Origin of the sequence: Sorangium sp. So ce131 (assembly GCF_051519095.1) — a bacterium.
GTDB lineage: Bacteria > Myxococcota_A > Polyangia > Polyangiales > Polyangiaceae > Sorangium.
The window spans coordinates 3909307-3933208 of record NZ_CP150455.1 but is presented as its reverse complement, the minus strand read 5'-3'; the positions used below and the strand labels follow the sequence as shown (position 1 = coordinate 3933208).

The following is a 23902-nucleotide window of genomic DNA, read 5'->3' as shown; positions in this document are numbered from 1 at the left end:
CTCTAGGAGAACCCCAATGAGAACCGCTCGACTCGCTCTTCTGCTGCTTCCGGCCGCCGTCCTCGGCGCGCACCCCGCGCATGCGGGGTACTTTACACACGGCCCCTCGGACGCGGCCGATCACGATGGCTGGACGTGGGAGGTCTACGCTGACGCGGTCGATGACCACCCGGGCACCGGGTCCGATCTCGCCAATTGCGCGGAGGGTGTCAGGAGGTGGACCGGGCGCATGGCCGGCGCCGGTTATTCTTACCGGTACTCCACCAACTGGGAAGCATGGTCTAGCGACTTCGAGGAGGCCTCGTACGACGACATCTACGGCGACGCCTCCGATTACGCATACATCTCGACGCACGGCAGCTCCGACGCCACGTACTTCAACGGGAGCTACGGCGACAACCTCCTCACGTCGAGCGAAACGTACTGGGGCGAGCTCGACATGGATGCGATGGCGTTCGACGCCTGCCAGGTGCTCGACGCCAACGGACGGTACAACTACGGCACGAACTCGCTGAACGACGGGGTTCATTTCGTCTTCGGGTTCGAGAGCCTCGCGCTCGACACCGCGACGACCGCCGATATGTACGGGTACTACATGACCCAGGGATACACGCTCCGCTCGGCCTGGATACTGGCCACCTCCGACGGCCACCCGGCCACCTACACGGACGCAGGCATAACTTACAATTACACGGGCTCGTACGTGCGATTCTACAACTCGAGCTGCGACACGTATAACGACACCATGAACAGCGTGGCGTGTGATCCGACATGGTCCAGCTGGTGGAACTGGGCGACGTGGACCCTGTGACGTGTTGCCTCCTCCAGCGCCGCTCGGACTGCGGTTGAGCGAGCTCGCATCGGCGCCCCTCGCGCTCGCCTCGAGGGGATGAGCCCGCGCGGGTTCGCGGCCGCCTCACACGGCGGCGTGCGCACGCAGGCGACGGCTTACGCGGGCATCGGGGAGCGCTTGGCGGGCCTAGGGACGACGCTCATCACCCCGGGGCGCCGCTGCTTCCATGACGCGCCGACCGTTGGCCGGGCGGGTCCGGCTGATCTATTCTCGCCACGGATGAGCACCCCCGATCAACCGCAAGACGACGAGTCGGCCGCCACGCTCCCGGTCTCCGCGGCTGGGAGCGACCAGCTCGATCCGGAGCGCGCTTCGAAGCGCCACGCCGTGCTGCTCATCTACCATCGCGATGGTGTGGAGACGGTTCGCCTGCGTCCCGGCGTCACCGTGGTCGTAGGGAGAGAGTCGCCTGCGGACGTGGCCATCCCAGACAAGACCCTCTCCCGGCGCCATGCCCAGTTCACCTGGCTCACGGCGGACGAGATCGTCGTCGAGGATCTCGGGTCGCTGAACGGCACGTTCGTCGCGGGCCGACAGGTCGAGAAAGGCGCGCGTGTGTGCTTGCGCGCCGCGGACGAGGTGCGTCTCGGAACGGTTCCGGCCACGGTCCAGGTGATATCGGCCGCGGAGCCGCTGCTGCTCGGGCTCGAAGGGCACGACGCGATGCGCAGCGCCGTCGACCTGGAGCTCCGGCGCGCGAAGTTCTTTGGCCGGAGCTTCGCCGTGCTCGCGGTCCGGGAGGAGCCCCGCACCGACGGGCACGTGGCGCGGTGGTGTCCTCGCGTGCGCGCGCTGCTCCGCTCGGTGGATCGCATCGCGCTCTATAGCGGGGATGCGGTCGAGATCCTCCTCCCCGAAGTGGACGAGAGGAAGGCGAGCGAGGTAGCGCACGCGCTCGTCGAGCACCGCAAGGGCGAGCCCGCGCTGGTGTGCGGCGTCGCCCTGTATCCCGGCACGGCGGCCTCGGCCGACGAGCTGCTCGGCGTCGCCTGGGAGGCCGCTCGCCGGGCGCGCCCGGAGAGGCCTGTCGCGTTGGTTCCCCTCGCGGAGCCGCGGACGGTCGGCACACGCGAGGAGTGGGCGCCGACGCAGGGCGCCGCCGAGGTGGTCGCCGAGAGCCCGGGGATGCGCGCTCTCGTGGACCTCGCCCGGAGGCCGGCGGCCGCCCCCTCGGGGCCGACCGTGCTGCTCCATGGCGAGACCGGGACAGGCAAGGAGGTCCTTGCCCAGTTCATCCATGAAGCGAGCCCCCGGCGCCGCCGGCCGCTGGTCTGCGTGAACTGCGGAGCGCTCCCCTCCGGCCTCGTCGAGGGGATCCTCTTCGGCACCGTACCGGGCGTGCACACCAGCGCCGTCCACCGACGAGGGGTGTTCGAGGACGCCGACGGCGGCACGTTGTTCCTCGATGAGATCGGCGAGCTGTCCGTGCAGGCCCAGGTGACCCTGCTCCGCGTGCTCGAGACCAGGCGGGTGCAGCGCCTCGGGAGCACCAAGGAGATCCAGGTCGACGTCCGCATCATCGCCGCGACGCACCAGGAGCTCGACGTGATGGTCGCGGCCGGCAAGTTCCGGCGGGATCTCTACTTTCGGCTGAACACGATCACGCTGGAGATCCCTCCGCTCCGCGAGCGGAAGGAGGATATCGCGCCGCTCGCGACGCGCTTCCTCGCCGCCGCGAGCAAGGCGAATCAACGTGTCATGCGCGGAATCGACGACGAGGCGCTCGCGCTCCTCGAGAAGCACAGCTGGCCCGGGAACGTGCGCGAGCTGAAGAACGCGATCGAGCGCGCCGTGGTGGTCGCGGAGACCGATCTCGTTACGGCCCTGGATCTGCCGCCGGAGGTCCGTCGCAGGGGATCGCCGCCGCCGGCAGCGCCGGCAGCGCCGGGCCGGTCGGGCGGGACCATGAAAGAGCGCCTGCAGCGCGCCGAGCGCGAGGCGATCGTGGACGTGCTGCGGGAGACCGACGGCAGCCAGACCGAGGCGGCGCGTGTGCTGGAGATGCCGCTCAGGACGCTGCAGCAGAAGATCAAGGACTACGAGATCAAGAAGGTCTACCACGCGCCTGGGGACCCGAGCTCGAAGGGCTGACCGACATCCGTTGCGTGGAATCGCAACGACGCCTGTCGGCAAGCTCCGCCCGTCGGACGTCGCTTGGGTGAACCTCGGTCCCCGCGCCGCTTCCCCTGGCGGCCGCCACCCTCTCCGCCAGATCCGCCACCCCGCTGCCCCGAATACCCCGCGATTTGCCGCGATTCCGGCCTGGCACGCCGTTCGCGAATAGGCCCCGGCATGCAGGCCACGGCGCTCACGTTCTCTCTGCTTGGGCTCGACGCGCACCCGATCCGCGTGGAGGTCGACTCGGGCCGCGGCCCATCGTTCTTTCAGATGGTCGGCCTCGCCGAGGCGAGCGTGCGCGAGAGCCGCGTGCGCGTCCGCGCAGCGCTTCAGCAACTCGGCGTCGAGCTCGACGAATATGTGATCACCGTGAACCTCGCCCCGGCAGACCTGAAGAAGAGCGGCGGCGCCTACGACCTCGCCATCGCGATCGCCGCGCTGGCGGCGCTCGGCAAGGTGCCCTCCGAAGGGCTCGACCGCATCGGCCTGCTCGGGGAGCTCTCCTTGAGCGGCGCGGTGCGCCCCGTGCGCGGCGTCCTGCCGGCGCTGCGCGGCGCGGCCGAGCAGGGCGTCCTGCGGGCGATCGTGCCGCAGGGGAACGCGCGCGAGGCGGCGAGCGTCGCCGGGATCGACGTCCTCGTCGCGGAGCACCTCGGCCAGGTCGTCGCGCACCTCCGCGGCAATAAGCCGCTGCCCGGCGCGAGCGCCGCGCCGGCCGTCGCCGTCGAGCCGAGCGCCGCGGCGGTGGACCTCGCCGAGGTCCGCGGCCAGCACGGCGCGCGCCGCGCCCTCGAGATCGCGGCCGCGGGGGCGCACAACCTGATCATGATGGGCCCGCCAGGGAGCGGGAAAACCATGCTGAGCCGAAGGCTGCCCACGATCATGCCGCCGATGACCTACGAGGAGGCGCTGGACGTCACCGCCATCCACTCGGTCGCCGGGTTGCTCTCGCCGGACAGGGGCCTTGTCGCGACACGCCCCTTCCGCGCGCCGCACCACACTGTGAGCACCGCCGGCCTGGTCGGCGGCGGCGACCCCATCCGCCCGGGCGAGGTCTCCCTCGCTCACCATGGATGCCTGTTCCTCGACGAGCTGCTCGAGTTCCGCCGCGGCGTGCTCGAGGCGCTCCGCGAGCCGCTCGAGGAGGGCTCCGTCGCCCTCTGCCGCGCCCGCGCCCGCGTCGTCTTTCCGGCGCGGCCGATCCTCGTCGCCGCGATCAACCCCTGTCCGTGCGGCTTCTACGGCGACCGCGGCAACCGCTGCGTCTGCTCCATCGACCGCGTGCGCGCCTACCGCGCCCGGCTGAGCGGGCCGCTGCTCGACCGCATCGACCTGCAGATCGCCCTGCCCCCGGTCGACGTCGCGCACCTCTGCGCGCCGGAGCAGGGCGGCGCCGGCTCGCCGGCTCGCCGTCCCGAGGCGCCCGAGGGCTCGGCGGCGGTGCGCGCGCGGGTGGCCCTGGCCCGGGCGGCGCAGCGGGCGCGCTTCGAGGCGGGAGAGGTGGCCGTGGCGCACAACGCCGAGCTCGGCCCGCGCGATCTCGCGCGCGTCGCGATGCCGGACGCCGCGGGCGCGCGCGTGCTCGCGGCGGCCGTCGAGCGGCTCGGCCTCTCGGCGCGGGCGTACACCAAGGTCCTGCGGGTCGGGAGGACCCTCGCCGACATGGACCGGAGCCCCGCCGTGCGCGCCGCGCACGTGGCCGAGGCGATCGGCGCCCGGCTGTTCGACCGCGAGGCGAGCGCCGGACCGCCGCCCGCCGCCGCAGCGGCGGGCGCCTGAGCCGGCGCCGCGATCAAAGCCGTTGCGCCCGGGTCCACCCGGGCGCGATCGCGGCCGCCCCGACGGCCGCGCCGAATCGATGTCCGCGCGCTCGGGGGCGCGCACGCAAGACACGCGAGACACGCAAACAGCAGCACGTTCCAGAGAAGGAGAGACCACCATGATGACCGAGATCGCCGAGAAGATGCGCACCGTGAAGACCGTTGTCGGCACCATCGAGAAGCAGTTCGGGAAGGGAGCTATCATGTCATTGAACGACGAGGGCGAGGCTCGGGACATCGGCCTGATCCGGACCGGATCGCTGTCGCTCGACGCGGCGCTCGGGATCGGCGGGTACCCGCGCGGGCGCATCGTGGAGATCTACGGGCCGGAGTCGTCGGGGAAGACCACCCTCACGCTCCACGCGATGCGCGAGGCGCAGCGGGCCGGGGGCATGGCCGCGTTCATCGACGCCGAGCACGCGTTCGACGTCACGTACGCGCGCGCCATCGGCGTCGACACCGAGCGGCTGCTCGTGTCGCAGCCGGACAGCGGCGAGCAGGCGCTCGAGATCGTCGAGATGCTCGCGCGCTCGACCGCCGTCGACGTGATCGTGGTCGACTCGGTCGCGGCGCTCACGCCGAAGGCCGAGATCGAGGGCGACATGGGCGAGTCGCACATGGGCCTCCAGGCGCGGCTGATGAGCCAGGCGCTCCGCAAGCTCACGGGGATATGCCACCGCACGGACACGACGCTCATCTTCATCAACCAGCTCCGGCAGAAGATCGGGGTCGTGTTCGGCAACCCCGAGGTGACGACGGGCGGCAACGCGCTGAAGTTCTACGCGAGCGTGCGGCTCGACGTGCGCCGGGTGGGCCCGGTGAAGGTAAGCGACGAGGCCATAGGATCGAGGACGCGCGTCAAGGTCGTAAAGAACAAAATGGCTCCCCCGTTCAAGGAATCGGAGTTCGATATCCGCTGGGGCGCCGGCATCGACGGGGCGGCGGACCTCATCGACTTCGCGTGCCAGATCGGCGTCGTGGAGAAGAGCGGCGCGCACCTGTCGTTCGGGGGCGAGCACATCGGGCAGGGGCGGGAGCGCGCCCGGGAGGCGCTGCTCGGCAAGCCGGCGCTCGCGGCGTCGCTGCGCGCCGCGGTCGACGCGGCCGCGGCGGCGCGGCCCGGGGGCGCCGCGGCGATGGATGCCTGAGCCGCGGAGGCGCGGCGAACGACGGCGAACGAGAACGAGCAACGGATGACGGCAGACGACGAACGATAGAAGACGACCTACGACATCAGACGACCAACGACAGCAGACGACAACACGCAACCGATCAGGAGCACATCATGAACGAAGGTCTGAACAAGGTGATTCTCATGGGCAACCTCGGCGCGGATCCGGAGCTGCGCTACACGGGCAATGGCATGGCCGTGCTCCAGCTGCGCATGGCGACGAACGAGTCGTTCATGGACAAGAACAAGGAGCTCAAGGAGCGCACCGAGTGGCACAACATCGTGTTCTGGGGGCCGCGCGCCGAGTCGCTCGCGAAGGTCCTGAACAAGGGCGACGGCGTGCTCATCGAGGGCGGGCTGCGCACGTCGAGCTACGAGAAGGACGGGATCAAGCGCTACCGCACCGAGGTGATCGCCCGGGATCTCCGCTTCACCGGGCGCCGGCCCCTGGGGCAGCCGCTGGCCGGGCCGGAGGACGACGACGGCGAGCCGACGCAGCCCGGGGCTGGGGTGCCGGCGACCGCGCGGCTCGGGAAGAACGGCGCGCGCGGGCGGCCGCCGGAGGCGCCTCTCTTGGATGAGCTGCCGTACTGAGGCGCAGAGACGAGCGAGGCGGCTGGGTAAAGCCGCCTCGCGGCCCTCGCGGCCCTCGCGGCCCTCGCGGGCGTCGCGGGCGTCGCGCGGCCCGCCGCGTGGAGCACGACGGCTGTAGTCAGGAGCTCCCGCTGTGCTCCGAGGCCATCCGCGCCTGCGGTGCAGACTCCGGCGCCGGCGCCGGCAGGGCTCGCGCCAGCAGGGCGCGGCACTCCTCGGCCTTCCGCCGGAGCTCTGCGTCGTCATCGAAGTGCTCCGCCAGCGAGCCCTCGAGGCGCTGCGCGGCCTCCGCGGCGCGCGCGCGGAGGTCCCCGCCGGCGGGGCTCTGCTCGGCGGCGCGGACGCAGACGTTCGCGAGCGTGACGGCGACCTCGCCGAGGTACACGCGCCCTGTCGTCTCGGCGACCGCCAGCGCGCGCAGGCCGGCGTCGAGCGCACCCTCCAGGGCACCTGCCGCCGAGGCCGCCTCGGCGAGGTTCCGGTGGAAGTCGGCGAGGTCGCTGCCCGCGTGGATCTGCTCGCCGAGGCGCACGCTGCGACGGGCGTACTCCAGCGCCGCGGGCGCGTCGCACAGCCGGACGGAGACCTCCGCGAGGTTGTTGCACGCCACCGCGATCTGGTGGAGATCTCCGACCCGCTCCTTGAGCTTGAGCGACCGGACGAGGAGCTCGCGCGCCGCCTTGAGGTCACCCCGCGCGTTGCGCGCACCGGCGATGCCGTTCAGGGCCACGCCCGCCAGGTGGGGCTGCTTCGCCTCGTCGAGCGAGCGGAGCGCCTGGCGGTAGCTCCGCTCGGCGCCGACCATCCGGCGCAGGCCATAGAGCGCCGTGCCGATCCCGAACAGCAGCTGCACCACGTCGTCGCGCCAGCGCTCGTCCCGGCGCTCGATCGCGCGGCACGCGCGCAGCCCCTCGAGGGCGGCGCGGAAGCTCGCCTCCGGGCGCCGCGCGCGGCGGTGCAGGATGGCGAGGTGCGCGTACATCGGCGGCACGTCGCGCGCCGCGCCCGCCTCGATCGCGCGGCGGATCGCGCGCTCTGCGAGCGCCTGCGCCTCGGCGAGCTCCCCCCGCAGGCGATGGATCTGCGCCAGGCGGTGATCGATCTGGGCCTCCCAGGCGAGCGCCTCGGAGGGCGCGGCGCCCGGGGCCTCGCGGCGCTCCCGCCGCGGGATGCGGGCGCGCGCCTCCTCGTAGATCCCCGCCGCCTCGTCCGTGCGACCGATCCGGCGGAGCACGTCGCCGAGGTCGACCCGCAGCCGCACCCGATCTTCCCAGCGCGCGACCCTGCGCTCCGAGGAGAGCTCGTCGAAGGGGCGGTCGCTCGAGGGGGCCGCCTCGTCGCGCTCGCCGAGCTCGCTCTCGTCGTGGATCTGCCGCGCGCGCTCGAAGTGGCGGAGCGCCTCCGCGTTCTCGCCGAGCGAGGCGGCGTACGCGCCCGCCCTCGCGCACTCGGTGGCCGCGCGCGCGAGCGCGCCGCCGCGATCGTAGTGCAGGGCGAGCAGCGCCGCGTCCCCGCGCCCGCGCGCCTCCAGCCAGCCGGCGACGGCGAGGTGCAGGGCGCGGCGCAGCTTCGCGCTGAGCATCTCGTACGCCACCTCGTGCGCCGCCGACTCGGCGAACGTGTACTCCCGCTCGTCCGGCAAGGTCGACGGCTCGCGAGGGCGCACGAGCTGCCGCCTGCGGAGCCGGTCCAGGAGCTCCGCCGTCGCGGTGGCCGGCGCGCGCCCGCCCACGCGCCGCAGCTCGTCCACGGCGCCTGCCCAGAAGGTCCGCCCGACCACCGCGGCGCGCTCGAGGAGGTCGAGCGCCTCGGGGTCGAGCCGGTCGAGGCGCGCCTGGGTGATCCCCTGCACCGTCGCGGGCAATGTGAGCGCGCCGAGCCGCTCCGCGTGTGCGCGCCATGGCCCCTCGCGCGCGGGCGCCACGACGCCCGCGTCGATGAGCAGGTGCAGCGTCTCGACCAGCGTGAGCGGGTTTCCCTCGGCCCGATCGGCGAGGGTCCTGATCAGATCGGGCGAGAGATCCGGGACGAGGCGGAGGCGGTCGCGGATCATCTCCTCGACGTACCGGCGCGGCAGCGGCGCGACGTCCACGCGCTCGTGGGCCGCGCGGCCTTCGCCCCACTGCGGCCGCAGCTCGTAGAGCTCGGGGCGCGCGGACAGCACGGCGAGGATCGGCAGATCCTCGGCGCGCGCCAGGACTTCGTCGAGCAGGTCGAGGCTCGCGCCGTCCGACCATTGCACGTCGTCGCAGAACAGGACGAGCGGGGCGCGGGACGCGGCCCAGGCGAGCAGGCGCACCACGGCCGTGGCGATGCGGCTCCTCGCGATGCCGACGGTCCCGTCGCGCGTGGGCGCGCCGGTGCTGCCGGTCGATCGAGCGCCGAGGAGGAGGGCGATCTGCCCGAGGGTGTCCTCCAGCTCGGCGTCGTCGAGCTCGCGAGCGGACGCCTTGCCCCGGTGGGTGAAGCGAAGCCAGCGGACGCCGCGGCGGAGCTTGCGCCGGACGACCGCGGGCCTGTCGTCCTTGTGGATCTCGAAGCGCCTCCGGACGAGCGAGGCGGCGAGCGCGTAGCTCGTGTCCTGGTCGAGCGGCGCGCCTTGCGCCGTGATGGGGAAGAAGCCCTGGCGCTGCAGCGACAGGGCCGCGTACAGCTCGGCGAGCAGGTGGCTGCGGCCGACGCCGGGCGGCCCGACGAGCGTGACCACCTTGGCGCGCGACTCCGAGAGCACCGTCTCGAACGCCTCAAGGAGGCGCCGGATCTCGATGGCGCGGCCGACGAGCGCGGCCTCGAGCCCGTGAAAATCGGGCATGGCGAGCCCGTGGCGGAACGCCACCGGGCCGACGACGCGGAAGGCGGGCAGCGCCTGCCCGGCGATCTCGACCGGGGGAAGCCGCTCGACGTTGAACCGGCCCGCGACCTGGCGGTAGGTGTCGCGCCCGATCGCGACCGCGCCTGCGCTGGCCGCCTGCTGGAGCGTCACCGCGACGTGGAGCGCGTCGCCGACGAGGGCGAGCTTCCGGCCCGAGGGGCTCGCGGGGGTCTGGGCGAAGACGCGGCCGGTCGCGATCCCGATCCGCGCCGCGAGCCGGGTGGCCGAGCGGAGGGGGCGCGGGAGCGGGATGCGCGCGAGCGCCGTCTGGATCTGCAGCGCCGCGGCGACGGCGCGCTCGGCATCGCTGTCGGTCGCGCGCGGCAGCCCGAAGACCGCCATGGCGCGGTTGCCGGGTTGTCCTTCCAGGAGGCCACCCATCGCCTCGACGCGCTCCTGCACCGCGCGGGCGCACCGGTCGAGGACCTCCTTGACCGCCTCGGGATCGATGCGCGAGAGGGGCCCGATCGCCTCCGCGAGATCGACGAACATCACGGTGCAGACCCGGTGCTCGCCGGTGGAGGCCTCGGACGTGAGGTCCACGGGCGGCCTGTCGACCCGTGTGTCGGCGAGGTTGGGCTCGAGCGCGCTCGCGCCCGGGCGCTCGCCGTGGAGCGCCGCGTGCGCGGACGTCACGGCGGTCCACATCTCGCCGAGGTCGCGGTAGCGGAGCGCGGGGTTGACGCACAGGGCGCGCCGGAGCGCCGCCGCGAGGGCGGGGCTCGCGGCGACGCCGCGGCTCTCGAGGTCGGGCCGGTGCTGCTCGTCGGCGGCGGCGATGAAGAGCTCCATGAGCGTGCTCCCCGCGAGCGCGGGGCGCCCCGATGCGACCTCGATGAGCACGAGCGCCATGGCGAACACATCCGACCAGGGCCCGGTCGCGCCGTACTGGGGGCTGAACTGCTCGGGCGCGCCGTAGCGCGGCGTGAACGGCCGGAACCCGTCGCCCGTGCGCGCGAGGGCGGCGGTGAGCGAGGGCGACTCCGAGAAGACCTTGGCGACGCCGAAGTCGACGACCTTGAGGGGCGGACCGGCGCGATTGCGCAGCAGGAACAGGTTCGCCGGCTTGACGTCGCGGTGCGACACGTTCTCGCGGTGGGCGATCGCCAGCGCCTCGGCGGCCGGCGAGAGCAGCGCGATGGCCTCCCCGAGGCCGCGCGGCGCGAGCCCCGCCTCGCCTCGGCGGCGCAGGTCGGACTCGAGCGTCTCGCCGTCGAGCCACTCCATGACGATGTAGGGCGTCCAGCTGCCGGAGGGCGCTTCGGCCGCCCCGATGTGGAGCGCCTGGACGACGCCCGTGGTGAGCCTGGAGAGGCGGTGCAGGAGCCGCCCTTCTGCGCGAAAGCGCGAGAGCAGCTCGTCGCGCTGGTCGGCGTCGAGGTCGCTCGGGATCTTGAGGCACTTGACGGCGACCGGGGCTTCGAAGGCGAGGTGTGTGGCGCGGTAGACGACGCCGAAAGCCCCCTCGCCCGCGACGGCCTCGATCGAGAACTGGCCCTCCATGACGGAGCCGATCCAGCCGAAGGGATCTGACCTGGCCATGGGGGCGGAGCCTAGCCGCTCCGCAGCGCGGGCAGAAGGCGAGCCGGGCAGCGGGTGGGCGCGGTTGCGGGTTTGCGCAAGCCGGGCGCGGCGTGTCGAGGCGGCGAGAGGCGACGCCGCCGGATGTGGCTCGGGGTGGGCCTGAGGGCGCTCGAGGTGCGCGCCCTCGCGCGGCGCGGACGCGAGCCGGTCGGCTTCGCGCAACGAGCCGAGGCGAGCGCGTGCAGCACGCAGCACCACGGATGCCTCGCCGGAGGAGGGGGCGCCTTGCCCGGCGTCGTCTACTGATCACCCGTCGAGAAGTCGTCCGCCTTCACGCCGAAGGTGCCTGCCGGCACGCGTCGCGGCGCGTCCTCTCCATTGCCCACCAGCATGTTCGTCTCTGCGAGCTTCGTCGGTGCCCCTTCGGAACCCTGAAGTACCGTCGAGATGCCCTCGTTGCCCTGGATGCTGTTCTCCTCCATGCGCTCGCTGCTGCTCGCGTCGAACACGATGCCGAACCGCTCGTTGTCTTCCACGCGATTCTTCGTGATGACGGCGGAGGATCCACCGAGCACCGCGATGCCGTCTCCTATCCGCGCTTGCTCGGCGCCCACGCGCACCTCGCCGGCCCTGGTCGAGATCACCGTGTTGTCGTGGATCGTCGCGCGCGCGCCGCTCGTCAGCCCCAGGCCGACGTAGCGATTCCCTGCGATCGTGTTGCCGACGAACACGAGGCTCGCTCCATCCGCCGCTCCCGCGCCCGCCTGCGCCCAGACCCCGGCTGCGAAGGCGGCGCCGTGGCCGTTGTCCTCGATGGCGTTGCTTCTCACCGCGCCGCTCACGTCCCCCGAGAGGAGCACGCCGACACGCGCGTTGCGGATGGATCGGTTGAACTCCACCTCGACGTGCGCCTCGCCGGCGGGGTTGCCCAGCGCGTCCTTCGCCCCCAGCACGAGGATCCCGTCTCCGAGCTCGCCGGACTCGGACGTCCGCGTGTTCTCGATGAGGTTGTTCTCGATGCGCGCCGAAGAGCTCAGCACGCCGATGGCCACCTCGTGGTTCGCGTCGAGCTTGTTGTCGTAGATGGACACCTTCTCTGTGGAGCGCTCGATCCGGATGCCGCCGCCGCGGTTCTCCCGGAGCGTCGACCAGCCTATCTCGCCTCGCGCGCCGCGGACGAGCGCGCCGGCGGCCGCCGACTCGGAGATCAAGCTCCGGCAGATGACGAACGATCCATGGTCGGTCGCGAGGACGCCGTATCCGAAGTTGCCCTCCGCATCGGCGCGCGCGCCGTCTACCCGCGAGCCCTCCAGCGTGGCGCTGCCCCCCTCGCGCGCCCACAGGCCGACCTCGCTCGGTGACACGATGGCGAGCCCACGGAGCCACACGTCCGTGCCCTCGCCGGAGACGACGACGGCATGGCGCTCCGGCGCCTTGAGGAGCACCGGCGTGTCCTCCGGATCGACGTCCTCGGGGGCGCCGACCACCGACAGTGTCCTGTCGATCCGGAGGTTCTCTTCGTAGATGCCGTCTGCCACGAGCACGGCGCCGTCCTCCGGAGCGTTGTCCACGCCTCGCTGGATCGTCGGATACGGGTGCGCAGCGGAGCCGTCGGCGTCTCCGGACGGGCAGCCGGCGGAGACGTGGACCACGCCGGTCGCTCCTGCCGGCGCCGACGGGTACCGATCGGTCCGGCACTCGGATTCGTCGCCGCCGGTCGCGCATCCGTTCAGCAGCGCGAGCACAAGCATGCTCAAAGAGCTGATTCGCTTTTCCAAGGCAGTCCTCCATGTCATCAATTTGTTTAGACAAGCGCGCACAGCGCCTCTTCAGACATCCGACCTCCCAATCCTCCAAGAAGCGTGCCAGCAGTGCCTGGTATCGGCGATTGCCGGCCGATCCGCCGGCGGACGGTCGATGAGGCCAGCCGAGATTGGCGCGTCTGATGGCGTAAAGCCCTGGTGCCCTCTCGACGAGGCGTATCAGGCATCAATCACGAGCAGGCTTTGAAACGCCAAGGCGCCAAGAACGCCAAGAACGCCAAGAACGCCAAGAAAAAATATTGTCTTGGCGTCCTTGGCGTCCTTGGCGTCCTTGGCGTCCTTGGCGTCCTTGGCGTCCTTGGCGTCCTTCTCGTCGTTGGCGCCTCATCTCGCGCTCGATCAACGCCATCGGTGTTCTAGACGCGTCCTGCCCGGTCCGAGCCGTCTCGTGCAGGCCATCAGCGAACGCAGCCTCCGGTGGACCTCCGGGCGCCGGACGGCCGCCTGTCGGCCCGAGCGAGGCAGGCGCTGAGCCGCTCTCTGCCCAGGGGCTCGCGGCGGCCGCGGGGACTGTCCCCGCTCGAGCGGGGAATTCCCCGCTCGAGCGGGAACGGCCGCACCGCGCGTTCGCCGCCAGCGAAGCTCGCCGGCGCGTCCGTCGCGGAGGAGCCTCCCCGCGCGGCGGCCGCGGGGCGCGCTGCCCCTCCCGTATTGACCGCGTTGGCCCGACTGGGTACGCCTGGATCCGTGCCCGGCGACCACGATCCCACCACCACGCTCTCCTCGTCGTCGGAGGCGCGTGAGCTCGCGGGTCGTCCGAGCAGCCCGCATCTGTATCTCGTTCTGGAGAGCCATCGCCCGCTCGCGCCTCCAGCCCGCCTCTCGCTCCACGGCTTCGACGAGGTGCTCATCGGCCGGGGACGGCCGCGGTCCTTCGTGCGGCGCGACGAGGGGCCGCGCCGCGTGCTCGAGGTTCGCTCCGAGGATCAGCGGATGTCGTCGAGGCATGCTGTCCTCCGGCGGCGCGCGACGCGCTGGGCCATCGAGGATCTCGGCTCCAAGAACGGGTGTATCGTCAACGGGATCCCGCGGGCGCGCGCCGACCTCGTCGACGGCGACGTGCTCGAGATCGGCTACACGTTCTTCATTTACCGCGAGGCGGTGTCCCTCGAGGAGGGAGAGCCCTCGGTGCTCGACGGCGCCGGCCTGCAGCCGTCCGCGGCCGGGCTCTCGACCATGCTGCCGTCCCTCGGCCGGACGTTCGCGCGGCTCTCGCTCGTCGCGCGGTCGACGGTGCCGGTGCTCGTCGAGGGGGAGACCGGGACCGGCAAAGAGGTCCTGGCGCGGGCGATCCACGCGCTCTCGGGCCGCACCGGCGAGCTCGTGGCCGTCAACAGCGCCGCGCTGCCGGGCGAGCTCATCGAGGACGAGCTCTTCGGCCATCGCAAGGGCGCCTTCACCGGCGCCGCGTCGGACAGCCCCGGCCTCGTGCGCGCCTCCGATCGCGGGACGTTGTTCCTCGACGAGATCGGCGATTTGCCCGCCCAGGCGCAGGCCGTCCTGCTCCGGGTGCTCCAGGAGCGCGAGGTGCGCCCCGTGGGGTCCACGCGCGCGTTCCCTGTCGATCTGCGGGTGATCGCGGCGACGCACAAGCCGCTCGACCACATGGTCGAGGACGGCAAATTCCGCGCGGATCTGCTGAATCGCCTCACCGGCCATCGCGTCGAGCTGCCGCCGCTGCGCGCCCGCCGCGAGGATCTCGGCCTGGTCCTCGCGGCGCTGCTCCGGCGCCTCGACCCGGAGCTCGCCGGGCGGCTCCGGATCGATCCTCGTGCGGCGCGGGCGCTGCTCCAGCATCGATGGGACGGCAACGTACGCGAGCTGGAGCAGGCCATCTCCTCCGCGCTCGTGCTCGCCAGGGCGAAGGGAGAGCTCGAGCTCGATCACCTGCCTTCCAAGGTGCAGGCAGCCCAGGGCGGCGCGGCCGTGGCCCGGAGGAGCGAGGACGAGGCGAGGCGCGAGGAGCTCATCGGCCTCCTGCGCCAGCACGAGGGCAACGTCGCGTCCGTGGCGCGCGCGATGGGCAAGGCGCGCATGCAGATCCACCGCTGGCTGAAGCGGTACGGGCTCGACCCCGAGAGCTTCCGGGCAAGCAGCGATTCCTGAACAGGGCGGGCGCCGCGAGCGGCCTGCCCGGGCGCCGCGAGCGGCCCGCCGGGCGCCGCGAGCGGCCCGCGGCGGGTAGTCCTGCGCTCTCCGCAGGCCGCGGGCCTGGGTGGCGGCGTGCGGCACGACGGGGCTGTTGCGCGCGTTGCACCGGTGTGACACCTGCAAGCGCGCGCCGCAGAGGGCCTTTTCCGGCGCGCGTCCCGGAACACGGGCCCGGTTACACCCAGGTTACGCCGGGACGCACACCCGCTCTCCTTCCTGCTTGCCAGATCATCGCCCGGACACACGTCGCCGGCTTCTGAGCACCACGGTCGATCAGCAGGCGACGGAGCAAAGAGGGGCTCGATCGTGGCTTGGTTGTTGCTCTCTCGATGGTTGCCCTGGCGCAGCAGCAGACGCTGACAACGGCGCCCGCGCGCTCGATTGACCGGGAGAAGACCGAGGCGGCGCTGCCCACCGTCGCCGCGGCGCCGCGGCACCGCCGCAGGCGCATTGAACCCAGCGAGAGGAACAAGACCGTGGAGTCTCTGCACCCCAACCATCTTCTTTTGACCGGCGCCATTGTCATGGGCGCGTTCATATCGGCCGGATGCGAGCCCGGATCGGAGCCGATGCTCCTGCCGTCGGACGGCGCGCCTGACCACGTGCGCTGGGCGCGGGAGCTCGTGGACAACATCGACCCCGAGCACAACGAGTACGGGACCGATCCCAGCTTTGTCCACTGGGCGGGCGTGGATGGAGCGCATCAGTACCGGAACCGCAGCGTGTGCGGGACGTTCCTGACGCTGGTGCTCCAGCGGGCCTACCGTCTCTCCAGCGCAGACATCGAGTCCTGGTCCGGCAGCGCGAGCCCGAACGCGGCGAGGTACCACGACGCCATCGCTGCAGGGGTGCGATTCGAGGTGATCCAGGACGTGAACAGGATCGAGCCCGGCGACATCGTCGCCATCAAGTACCCGGCAGGGAGTGAGGTCTCCGGGCACGTGGGCATCGTCGCCGAGCTGCCCGTCCGGAGCGCACCGGCTCCTCCGGAGATCCCGGGTACGACACAGTACGAGGTGGCGCTCCTCGACTCGAGCAGCTCTGGCCACGGCGCCACCGACACACGTTTCACCGAAGACGGATCGTGGCACCCCGGTGCGGGCCTGGGTGTTCTGCGTATTTACGCAGACGAGCGCGGAGGGCTCGCCGGGTACACGTGGAGCCCCCACGAGGCGTCTGCATATCACCCCCGATCCGAGCGCGACCTCGTCGTGGGCCGGCTCCGCTGACGCGTCAGCGCTCGCGCCTTGCACGCTGTTGTGACGCGGTCCGGCCTCGGCGCGGAGGTTGCACCGTCCGGCACGCCGCCGGGATCCCCGTCGCTCCGGCCCTGCTCCTGTTCAACGACAACAGCAAGCGAATGAACCCTCATGCCCTTTGCTCCCCCTCTGCTGTGTGCCTGCGCGGCGGCTCTTGGGCTTCAGCTGGTATCGATGACCGTCGCCGCGCAAGCCGCGGAGCCGAGCCCGCCGCAGCCCGCGGCGCCGAGCCCGCCGCAGCCCGCGGCGTCGAGCCCGCCGCAGCCCGCGGCGTCGAGCCCGCCGCAGCCCGCGGCGTCGAGCCCGCCGCAGCCAGCGGCGCCGTCGAGCCCTGCCGCTGTCGTCTCGGCAACCACCGATCCCGCTGCGGTGACGTCGAGCGCGGAGCAGGATGAGCTCCTGAAGAAGCGGGCAGCGGCTCACTTCGGGGAGGGCCGGAGCCTCTACGATCAGGAGGCCTGGGACGCGGCGCTCGCCGAGTTTCTCGAGGCGAGGAGGCTTTATCCAGCCGCTTGGAGCGCAACGTCCAGCGCTGGAGCGTGCCTCGTGAATCTCGGGCGCTTCGACGAGGGGCTCGACATGCTCGAGAGCCTGCTCTCGGTTCATGCGAGCACCCTGCCCGCCGACGTCAAGGCGTTCGCGCAGAAGAAGGTGGTCGCGCTGCGCCAGCGCGTCGGCTCTCTCGTGCTCGACGGAGCCGAGCCCGGCGCCGCGATTGCGATCGACGGCCGCTCCCGCGGCGAGCACCCGTCGCTCGCGCCGCATCACGTCCTTTCGGGCACCCACGTTGTCCGGGTGTACAAGGAGGGCTTCGAGCCGTTCGAGGCGAGCTTCACCGTCGGGGGAGGACAGATCGCGCAGGTGACGGCGCGGCTGCGCCCGCTGATCCAGGCGGGTCGCCTCCGCGTGGCGGAGCGCAGCGGCAAGGCGCTCGACGTGGTGGTCGACGGCAATATCGTGGGCACGACCCCGTGGGAGGGGCCGATCGCGGTCGGCGATCACACGGTGATGCTGCGCGGCGAGGCGCGCTTCGGGACGTTGCCGGCTCCGGTCGTTATCCGGCCCAAGCAGACCGTAGAGCTCGCGCTGGCAGCCGAGGAGCTCGACGCGGCGATCCGCGTCTCCCTCGTGCCTGCGGGCGGGAGCATCGCGATCGATGGGCTCTTCGTCGGGCGCGGCCTGTGGGAGGGACGCCTCCGCCCCGGGCTGCACCGAATCGAGGCGCTCTACGACGGGTACCTCAAGGAGACGCATCAAGTGGAGCTCCACCGGGGGAACCGAGCGGTTGTCTCGCTCGCGCTGCTGCGCGACCGGAGCGCTCGCCGGTGGCGCAAGCCGCCGCGGTTCACGCTGGAGCTCGACGGAGCGCTCGCGCTCTCGCCCTCCTTCGCCGGCGACATCGCCGCGGCGTGCGGCGGCTCGTGCAGCGCTGGTCCGGCCGTTGGTGGTCACGGCGTGTTCCGTGGAGGCTACGAGCTCGATGTCGGGACGAGGTTTGGCTTCGGGATCGCGGCGGGCTATATCCGTATGCAGCAGTCGACAACCGGGCGGAGTGCGTCCATCGAGGCGCGCGGGATTGACGAGCTGCCCCCGGGCACGGCCGATGACGTGGCCCAGGTCCGAGGCTTTCTCGCCGGAGCCTGGGCCGGGCTCAGGTTCGGCGAGCGGTATCCCATGCGCCTGCGGCTCGGCGCCGGCGCGGTGCTGGGCTCGGTCGCCGACACCCGGACGGGAGCCTTCACGACGAGGAGCGGCGAGCCCTACGAGGTGGGTCCCTACATCCAGGTGCCCCGACGTGCGTGGTTCTACCTGGATCCGGAGGTCCGGATCGGCATGCGTGTCGGCGATCATGTGGAGCTCTCGTGGGGCGTGGATTTGCTCGTGCTGATCGGCTCCGTGGCGCGGTGGGACCCAAGACAAAGGATTTACGCCTATACCGACGGCGAAGGCAGCTTTCCTGACGAGGCGCTCACCGGTCCGGTGCTGTTCGCCTTCATGCCAGGTGTCGGGGTTCGTTACGATTTCTGATCGAGGTGCGCGGGCGGGTCGTCGCTCCGCGGAGGGCTGGTCATGCATCTGGGGCCTGGGATCTGTCGCCTTGCACTTGCCTTCGTCGCCTTGCTGCTGGCCGTCCCGCTTCCGGGGTGCGGCGCCGAGCCAGCGCCGCCCGATGCGGCGGCGCTGCGCCGCGGTTTTCCCGCGCAAGCAGCGGCGATCCTCGACCGCCGCCAGGCGCTCGCGGCCGTGGCGGGCGGCTTTGCCGTGCGAACGACGGGCGGCGAGGAGGCGGCTTCGCTGCGTCGGGGCGGCCTCAGGGTCGCGCTGCCGAAGCGGGGCGAGGATGCGCTCCGCTTTCACATTGAAGGGGGCTATGGCACGGGTCGAGACGGGATCCCTGCTACGGGCTTCGAGGTCCGCGTGCGCGAGGTCGATGCTTCAGGCGAGGGAGTCATCACCGGCAGCGCCGTCGCGTACGCGCGGCCAGGTGGGACGTCGTACTGGACGGCGACGGAGAGCGGCTACGAGGAGTGGTTGCTGCTCGATGAGGGCGTCGCCACGAGCGACCGCCCGGCGGCCGTGTGGCAGGTGGAGGGGGCCACGCTGCGACAGCGGGGAAACGTCGTGGAGCTCTGTGATATCCATGGGGCGCCAAAGGTACGCGTCAGTGCGCCACAGACCTATATGACCGGAGATCGCCGGACTGAGACGAGGCTTTCGGTGCGCGGTGACAGCATCGAGCTATGGGTGGACGCGGACGGCGAGGAGGTGTTGATAGACCCGGCATGGACAGCAGCTGGCGTAATGAATGCAGCGCGCCATTCACACACCGCGACGCGGCTAAGCAACGGTCAGGTGCTCGTTGCGGGTGGCAGCGACGTGGATGCACTTGCCGATGCGGAAATCTATGATCCAGTGACCGCCACGTGGTCTCCCGTCGCCTCAATGGGCGCGCCTCGTTTTGAACACTCCGCCACGTTGCTGAGTAACGGGCAGGTGCTCGTTGCTGGCGGTCTCCCGGCTGACGCCGATGCGTCCGCGGAACTTTATGACCCAGCGACGAATACCTGGTCTCCCGCCGCCTCGATGCGCATTTCTCGTTGGGCCCATACCGCGACGCGGCTTAGCAACGGACAAGTGCTCATCTCTGGAGGTTCCAGGCCCGGAGGTTACCTGGCCGACGCGGAGCTGTATGACCCGGCAAGTGACTCCTGGACTCTGGTCGCCTCGATGGACTCGGCTCGTGGCTACCACACGGCGACGCTGCTAGCCAGTGGTGAAGTGCTTGTTGCGGGTGGTTTCAACGGGAACAGCCTCGCCGACGTCGAGCTGTACGATCCAGCGAATGATGCTTGGATTCCAGTCGCCCCGATGGACTCAGATCGCGACACACACACAGCGACACTGCTGAGCAATGGTCAGGTGCTCGTCATCGGTGGGCTCAACACGACAGAGTTTCTAGCGAGCGCGGAGTTATATGACCCCGCAAGCGACCTGTGGACTCCCACACCATCAACAGACACAGCTCGCGGCTATCACACTGCAACGCTACTAGGCAGTGGACGAGTTTTGATCGCTGGAGGTCTCAACGGGACCTCTCTCTCCACATCGAATGCCATCCCAACGACCGCTCTGTACGACCCGGTGAACGATATCTGGATGCCCGCCGCCGCAATGAGCACGGCTCGTGGCTTCCACACTGCAACGCTACTGGGGAGCGGACTGGTTCTAATCTCCGGTGGTAACGAGTCGGGACCTGGAACCGTGAGTCCGCTCGCCAGCGGAGAGCTCTTCAGCCCACTTCCCGTGGGCGCTACGTGCACCCTTCCCGGCGAATGTCAGACCGGCTTTTGCGCCGACGGCGTCTGCTGCACGACGGCCTGCGATGCAGGCCCCTGCGACGCCTGCTCGACGACAGCAGGCGCTCCCTCGAACGGCGCCTGCGCCCAGGTCACCGGCCCCGCATGCAACGACGGCAATCCCTGCACCCAGACCGACACCTGCCAGGACGGCATCTGCTTCGGCGGAAACCCTCGATCCTGCCATCCGCCCGATAGCTGCCACGACGCGGTTTGCGACCCGAGCACCGGCGCCTGCGCCACTTCCGCGAAGGCCGATGGCGCTCTGTGCGATGACGACGACGCCTGCACCGACGGCGATGCCTGCGCGAGCGGCGTCTGCGCCGGGATTCCCAGGATCTGCACGCCAGCTGACGCGTGCCACGAGGCCGGCACCTGTGACCCGCGGACCGGACGGTGCACCACGCCGCGCAAACCCGGCTGCGACACCGACCTCGCGGGCGGCCCTGACAGCACGCCGAGGATCCCCAGAGATGCCCGCCTCTGCGACGCACCGGAGGATTGCCCGCCGGGCCTGTTCTGCGTCGACCATATCTGCTGCGACACCGAGTGCTCCGAAGCCTGTTACTCGTGTGCTCTCCCCGGCCACTTCGGTACCTGCACTCCGGAGCGGCCAGGCGTCGACTTGGGCGGAAGCTGCCCGGCTGAAAGGGACTGCCTGCGCACCTGCGGGCCGAACGGCGAGTGCATCGGCGCGTTCACGGGAGCGCAGTGCGCCCCTAGCCGGTGCACCGGGGCGAGCCAGGGCGTGGGCCCGGCCCACTGCCCGGGCGTGGGCGTTCCGTGTCCCGACGACGAGGGGGTGCCCTTCGACTGCGGGCCGTACCGCTGCTCGCCGGCGCTCGGCGCCTGCCTTTCGCGTTGCCACTCGGTGGACGACTGCGCACCGGGGTCGGTTTGTAATGCCGATGGCCATTGTGTGCCGCCGCCGGACAGGGCCCATGGGCAGGACGCCGGGTGCAACCTGACGGCGCAGGTGCCTGGCCGACCCGGCGCAGCGTGGCTCGCGGCCGGCCTGCTGGCTTTCGAGGCGGCGAGGCGCAGGAGGCAGGCGTCGCCGCGCTTGCCGCGCCTCGACCGGGGGAGGGAGTCACGCTGCGGGCTGCTGCTCTGCCTCTCCCTCGTCGCCAGCTGCGCCGCCGAACCGGGGTCGCCAGGTGCCGCTGCGCTGCGCGACCGCTTTCCCGACCAGGCCGCGGAGATCCTCGAGCGCCGCGACGCCCTGGTCGCCGTGGCGGAGGGCTTTGCCGTGCAGTCCACGAGCCGCGGCACGGCTGCCTGGCAACGACGAGGTGACCTCCGGGCGGTGTTGCCGAGACGCGGAGAGGACGTGTTCCGCTTTCGGCTTGCGCACAGCTCAGGCAGCGACCGAGGCGCGGCGCTCTCCGCCGACTTCGAGGTCCGCGTACGCGAGCTCGGCGCTTCCGGCGAGGGCGCCGTTGCTGGCAGCGCCGTGGCGTATGCGCGGCCAGGTGGCACGTCGTACTGGACGGCCACGGAGAGCGGCTACGAGGAGTGGCTGCTGCTCGAGGAGGGCTTCGCCACGGGCGACCGGCCCTCGGCCGCGTGGGAGATCGAGGGCGCTGCGCTGCGTCAGGGCGGGCGTTCCATTGAGCTCTGCGATGAGGGCGGGACACCCAGGCTGCGCGTCACGGCGCCGCGGGCCTATGCGGAGGGAGGCCGGCCGATCGAGGCCAGGCTCGCGGTGAACGGCAAGCGGATCGAGCTGTGGGTGGACGCGGGAGATCAGCGGGCGCTGGTAGATCCTGCCTGGATAGCCGCCGGGTCGATGGGTGCGGCTCGCTATGCCGGCCAGACCGCGACGCTGCTGGGAGACGGACGAGTGCTCGTCGCCGGGGGCATCGGTGCCGACGGCTCCGACGAACTCGTGCTTAACAGCGCGGAGCTGTTTGACCCGAAGGGCAATACCTGGGTCCCCGCTGCCGCCTTGGGCGGTCTCCGCACCAATCACACTGCCACGCTGCTCGGCAACGGGTTTGTGCGCGTCGCCGGCGGCGTCGGCTTTGACGGGGTGCAGAACCTCTTCCCGCAGCTATATGATCCGAACAACGATACCTGGACCGGCGCCGCTGGCAGCTTCTGGGGTCGCGACCACCACACCGCCACGCTGCTCGGCAACGGGAAGGTGCTCGTGGCCGGCGGGCTTGGCTCAGACCCAGAGGTCGGTACGACCGCGGAGCTGTACGATCCGGACAGCGATACTGAGACACTCACCGGATCGATGAACGCGAGCCACGCGGGCCACACCGCAACACTTCTCGGGAATGGGAAGGTGTTGATCGTCGGCGGCTCTGCGACCAGCCAGGCGAGCGCGGAGCTCTACGACCCGGATAGCGATACCTGGTCCGTCACCGGGCCGATGGGCGTGGCTGACCGCAGCGGTCACACAGCAACGCTGCTGGGCGACGGACGGACGCTCGTCGCTGGAGGAGCGAACCTGAGTGCGGCGGAGCTGTACGATCCGGTGAGCAGCACCTGGACTCCTGCCGCTTCGATGGGCGCGGCGCGCTCCCGTCACACGGCGACCTTGCTGAGCAACGGGCAGGTGCTCATCGCAGGCGGCTTGCTCGTTCCAGGGGATCAGACGTCCTATCTTGCAAGCGCAGAGCTGTACGATCCAGCGAGAGACACCTGGGCCCCCACGGCGTCCATGACGACCGGTCGCTACGATCACACCGCGACAAGGCTGGGAAGCGGGCAGGTGCTGATCGCCGGCGGGAAAAACGACAATGTCCTCGCGAGCGCGGAGCTCTTCAGCCCCCTCCCCACCGGTGCCCCGTGCACCCTTCCCGGTGAGTGCCAGACCGGCTTCTGTGTCGACGGCGTCTGCTGCACGACCGCTTGCGAAGCCGGCCCGTGCAACGCGTGCTCCGCGGCTGCTGGCGCCCCATGGACGGCACCTGCGCGCCGCTCACTGGTCCCGCTTGCGATGACCACAACGCCTGCACCCAGACCGACACCTGCCAGGCGGGCGCCTGCATCGGCGGCGCCCCCATCATCTGCCCTGCACCGGATGCCTGTCACGACGGCGTGTGCGAGCCCCGGACCGGCAGCTGCACCATCGTCGTGATCGCCGAGTGCACCCCGCCTGTGGACGGAGGCACGGACATCGAGCAGCTCGTGCCCAGCATCCCCGCCGACATCGGTTTGTGCGTTGAAGCCGGAGAGTGCCCGCCCGACAAGTTCTGCGTCAGCGGCGTATGTTGCGACACGCCGTGCACCGAACCGTGCTTCTCCTGCGTGCTGCCCGGCAGCCTCGGCCGCTGCACGCTGGAGCCGATGGGTGTCGATCTCCACCACGACTGCGGCCTTGAGGGCGCGTGCCTCAGCACCTGCGGGCCGGAGGGCCGCTGCATGGGCGCGGGCCCGGGTACGCAGTGTGCGCCTTGGCGCTGTATCGACGAAGGCCGCGCCCAGGGGCCGGCCTACTGCCCGAGTGAGGGCGCAGCGTGCAACCTCGATGCGCGCGAGGAGCTCGACTGCAATGGCTTTCGCTGCAACCCCGTCGTGGGCTGGTGTTACGACCGCTGTACGTCGGTCGCCGAGTGCGCGCCCGGCTGGGTCTGCGGCTCGGAGGGCACCTGCGTCGCTCCGCCGAGCATCTCCGCCGGACGCGACCCGGGGTGCAGCGCCGCGCCGCACGGCGACGGCAACACGCCGTGGCTCGCCGCGCTGCTCTCGATGGGGCTGCTGGCGTCGAGCCACCAGCTGCGCCGCGCTCGATGCGCCGGCTCGCTCCCCTCGGGCGCCGCCCGCCGCGCTCGCCTCCCCTGAGATGGATCGCGATCGTAAGGAACAGATCGGGCGCGGCGCCAACGCACGCTGATTCGGCCTCGATC

The 23902-nt window shown here is 71.3% G+C and carries 15 protein-coding genes and 1 pseudogene; 12 read left to right on the top strand and 4 right to left on the bottom strand.

Going from position 1 to position 23902, the window contains the following annotated elements; genetic code table 11:
• Positions 1 to 16 precede the first annotated feature (16 nt).
• The 5 genes from WMF43_RS14585 (at position 17) to WMF43_RS14565 (ending at position 6556) form a co-directional block, all read left to right on the top strand.
• Positions 17 to 811, top strand: a complete 795-nt coding sequence (locus WMF43_RS14585) for a DUF6345 domain-containing protein (RefSeq protein WP_437680764.1) — start codon at positions 17 to 19, stop codon at positions 809 to 811.
• Positions 812 to 1072: 261 nt separating this feature from the next.
• On the top strand, positions 1073 to 2944 hold the full coding sequence (locus tag WMF43_RS14580) for a sigma 54-interacting transcriptional regulator (RefSeq protein WP_437680762.1): 1872 nt from the start codon (positions 1073 to 1075) through the stop codon (positions 2942 to 2944).
• 201 nt (positions 2945 to 3145) lie between these two features.
• Positions 3146 to 4750, top strand: a complete 1605-nt coding sequence (locus WMF43_RS14575) for a YifB family Mg chelatase-like AAA ATPase (protein WP_437680760.1) — start codon at positions 3146 to 3148, stop codon at positions 4748 to 4750.
• A gap of 160 nt (positions 4751 to 4910) precedes the next feature.
• Positions 4911 to 5939: a recombinase RecA gene (gene recA / locus WMF43_RS14570; protein ID WP_437680759.1), complete on the top strand. Its 1029-nt coding sequence runs from the start codon at positions 4911 to 4913 to the stop codon at positions 5937 to 5939.
• Positions 5940 to 6076: 137 nt separating this feature from the next.
• Complete coding sequence (locus WMF43_RS14565) at positions 6077 to 6556, top strand: single-stranded DNA-binding protein (RefSeq protein ID WP_437680757.1); 480 nt, start codon at positions 6077 to 6079, stop codon at positions 6554 to 6556.
• Positions 6557 to 6674: 118 nt separating this feature from the next.
• Here the strand turns inward: WMF43_RS14565 and WMF43_RS14560 are convergent, their stop codons facing one another.
• Entirely contained in the window at positions 6675 to 10970 is a 4296-nt protein-coding gene (locus WMF43_RS14560) for a protein kinase domain-containing protein (RefSeq protein WP_437680755.1), read from the bottom strand.
• 123 nt (positions 10971 to 11093) lie between these two features.
• Here WMF43_RS14560 and WMF43_RS14555 point away from each other — a divergent pair, with 123 nt between their 5' ends.
• Positions 11094 to 11258 (top strand): hypothetical protein, encoded by a 165-nt coding sequence (locus WMF43_RS14555; RefSeq protein ID WP_437680754.1) that lies wholly within the window; start codon positions 11094 to 11096, stop codon positions 11256 to 11258.
• Here the strand turns inward: WMF43_RS14555 and WMF43_RS14550 are convergent.
• On the bottom strand, positions 11252 to 12703 hold the full coding sequence (locus WMF43_RS14550; RefSeq protein ID WP_437684008.1) for a right-handed parallel beta-helix repeat-containing protein: 1452 nt from the start codon (positions 12701 to 12703) through the stop codon (positions 11252 to 11254). The genes WMF43_RS14555 and WMF43_RS14550 overlap by 7 nt on opposite strands.
• Positions 12704 to 13462: 759 nt before the next feature.
• Between WMF43_RS14550 and WMF43_RS14545 the strand changes: the two genes are divergently transcribed.
• On the top strand, positions 13463 to 14881 hold the full coding sequence (locus tag WMF43_RS14545; RefSeq protein WP_437680752.1) for a sigma 54-interacting transcriptional regulator: 1419 nt from the start codon (positions 13463 to 13465) through the stop codon (positions 14879 to 14881).
• A gap of 374 nt (positions 14882 to 15255) precedes the next feature.
• Positions 15256 to 16155: a hypothetical protein gene (locus WMF43_RS14540; protein ID WP_437680751.1), complete on the top strand. Its 900-nt coding sequence runs from the start codon at positions 15256 to 15258 to the stop codon at positions 16153 to 16155.
• A gap of 191 nt (positions 16156 to 16346) precedes the next feature.
• Here the strand turns inward: WMF43_RS14540 and WMF43_RS14535 are convergent, their stop codons facing one another.
• Positions 16347 to 16541 (bottom strand): hypothetical protein, encoded by a 195-nt coding sequence (locus tag WMF43_RS14535; protein ID WP_437680749.1) that lies wholly within the window; start codon positions 16539 to 16541, stop codon positions 16347 to 16349.
• 13 nt (positions 16542 to 16554) lie between these two features.
• On the opposite strand from WMF43_RS14535, the gene WMF43_RS14530 reads away from it, so the two are divergent.
• Both WMF43_RS14530 and WMF43_RS14525 read left to right on the top strand, forming a co-directional pair.
• Positions 16555 to 18213, top strand: a complete 1659-nt coding sequence (locus tag WMF43_RS14530; protein WP_437680747.1) for a PEGA domain-containing protein — start codon at positions 16555 to 16557, stop codon at positions 18211 to 18213.
• 42 nt (positions 18214 to 18255) lie between these two features.
• A pseudogene (locus WMF43_RS14525) lies at positions 18256 to 19911 on the top strand (Kelch repeat-containing protein); the annotation flags it as partial.
• Positions 19912 to 20021: 110 nt separating this feature from the next.
• Here the strand turns inward: WMF43_RS14525 and WMF43_RS14520 are convergent.
• The gene (locus tag WMF43_RS14520) at positions 20022 to 20387 is read right to left on the bottom strand and encodes a hypothetical protein (protein WP_437684287.1); all 366 of its coding nucleotides are present in this window, start codon (positions 20385 to 20387) and stop codon (positions 20022 to 20024) included.
• A 457-nt stretch (positions 20388 to 20844) separates the two neighbouring features.
• Here WMF43_RS14520 and WMF43_RS14515 point away from each other — a divergent pair, with 457 nt between their 5' ends.
• Together WMF43_RS14515 and WMF43_RS14510 are read left to right on the top strand one after the other, a co-directional pair.
• A complete protein-coding gene (locus WMF43_RS14515; RefSeq protein ID WP_437684007.1) occupies positions 20845 to 23133 on the top strand; it encodes a Kelch repeat-containing protein in 2289 nt (762 codons plus the stop codon).
• Complete coding sequence (locus WMF43_RS14510; protein ID WP_437680745.1) at positions 23094 to 23837, top strand: hypothetical protein; 744 nt, start codon at positions 23094 to 23096, stop codon at positions 23835 to 23837. Before WMF43_RS14515 ends, WMF43_RS14510 begins: the two co-directional genes overlap by 40 nt.
• The last annotated feature ends 65 nt before the right edge of the window (positions 23838 to 23902 follow it).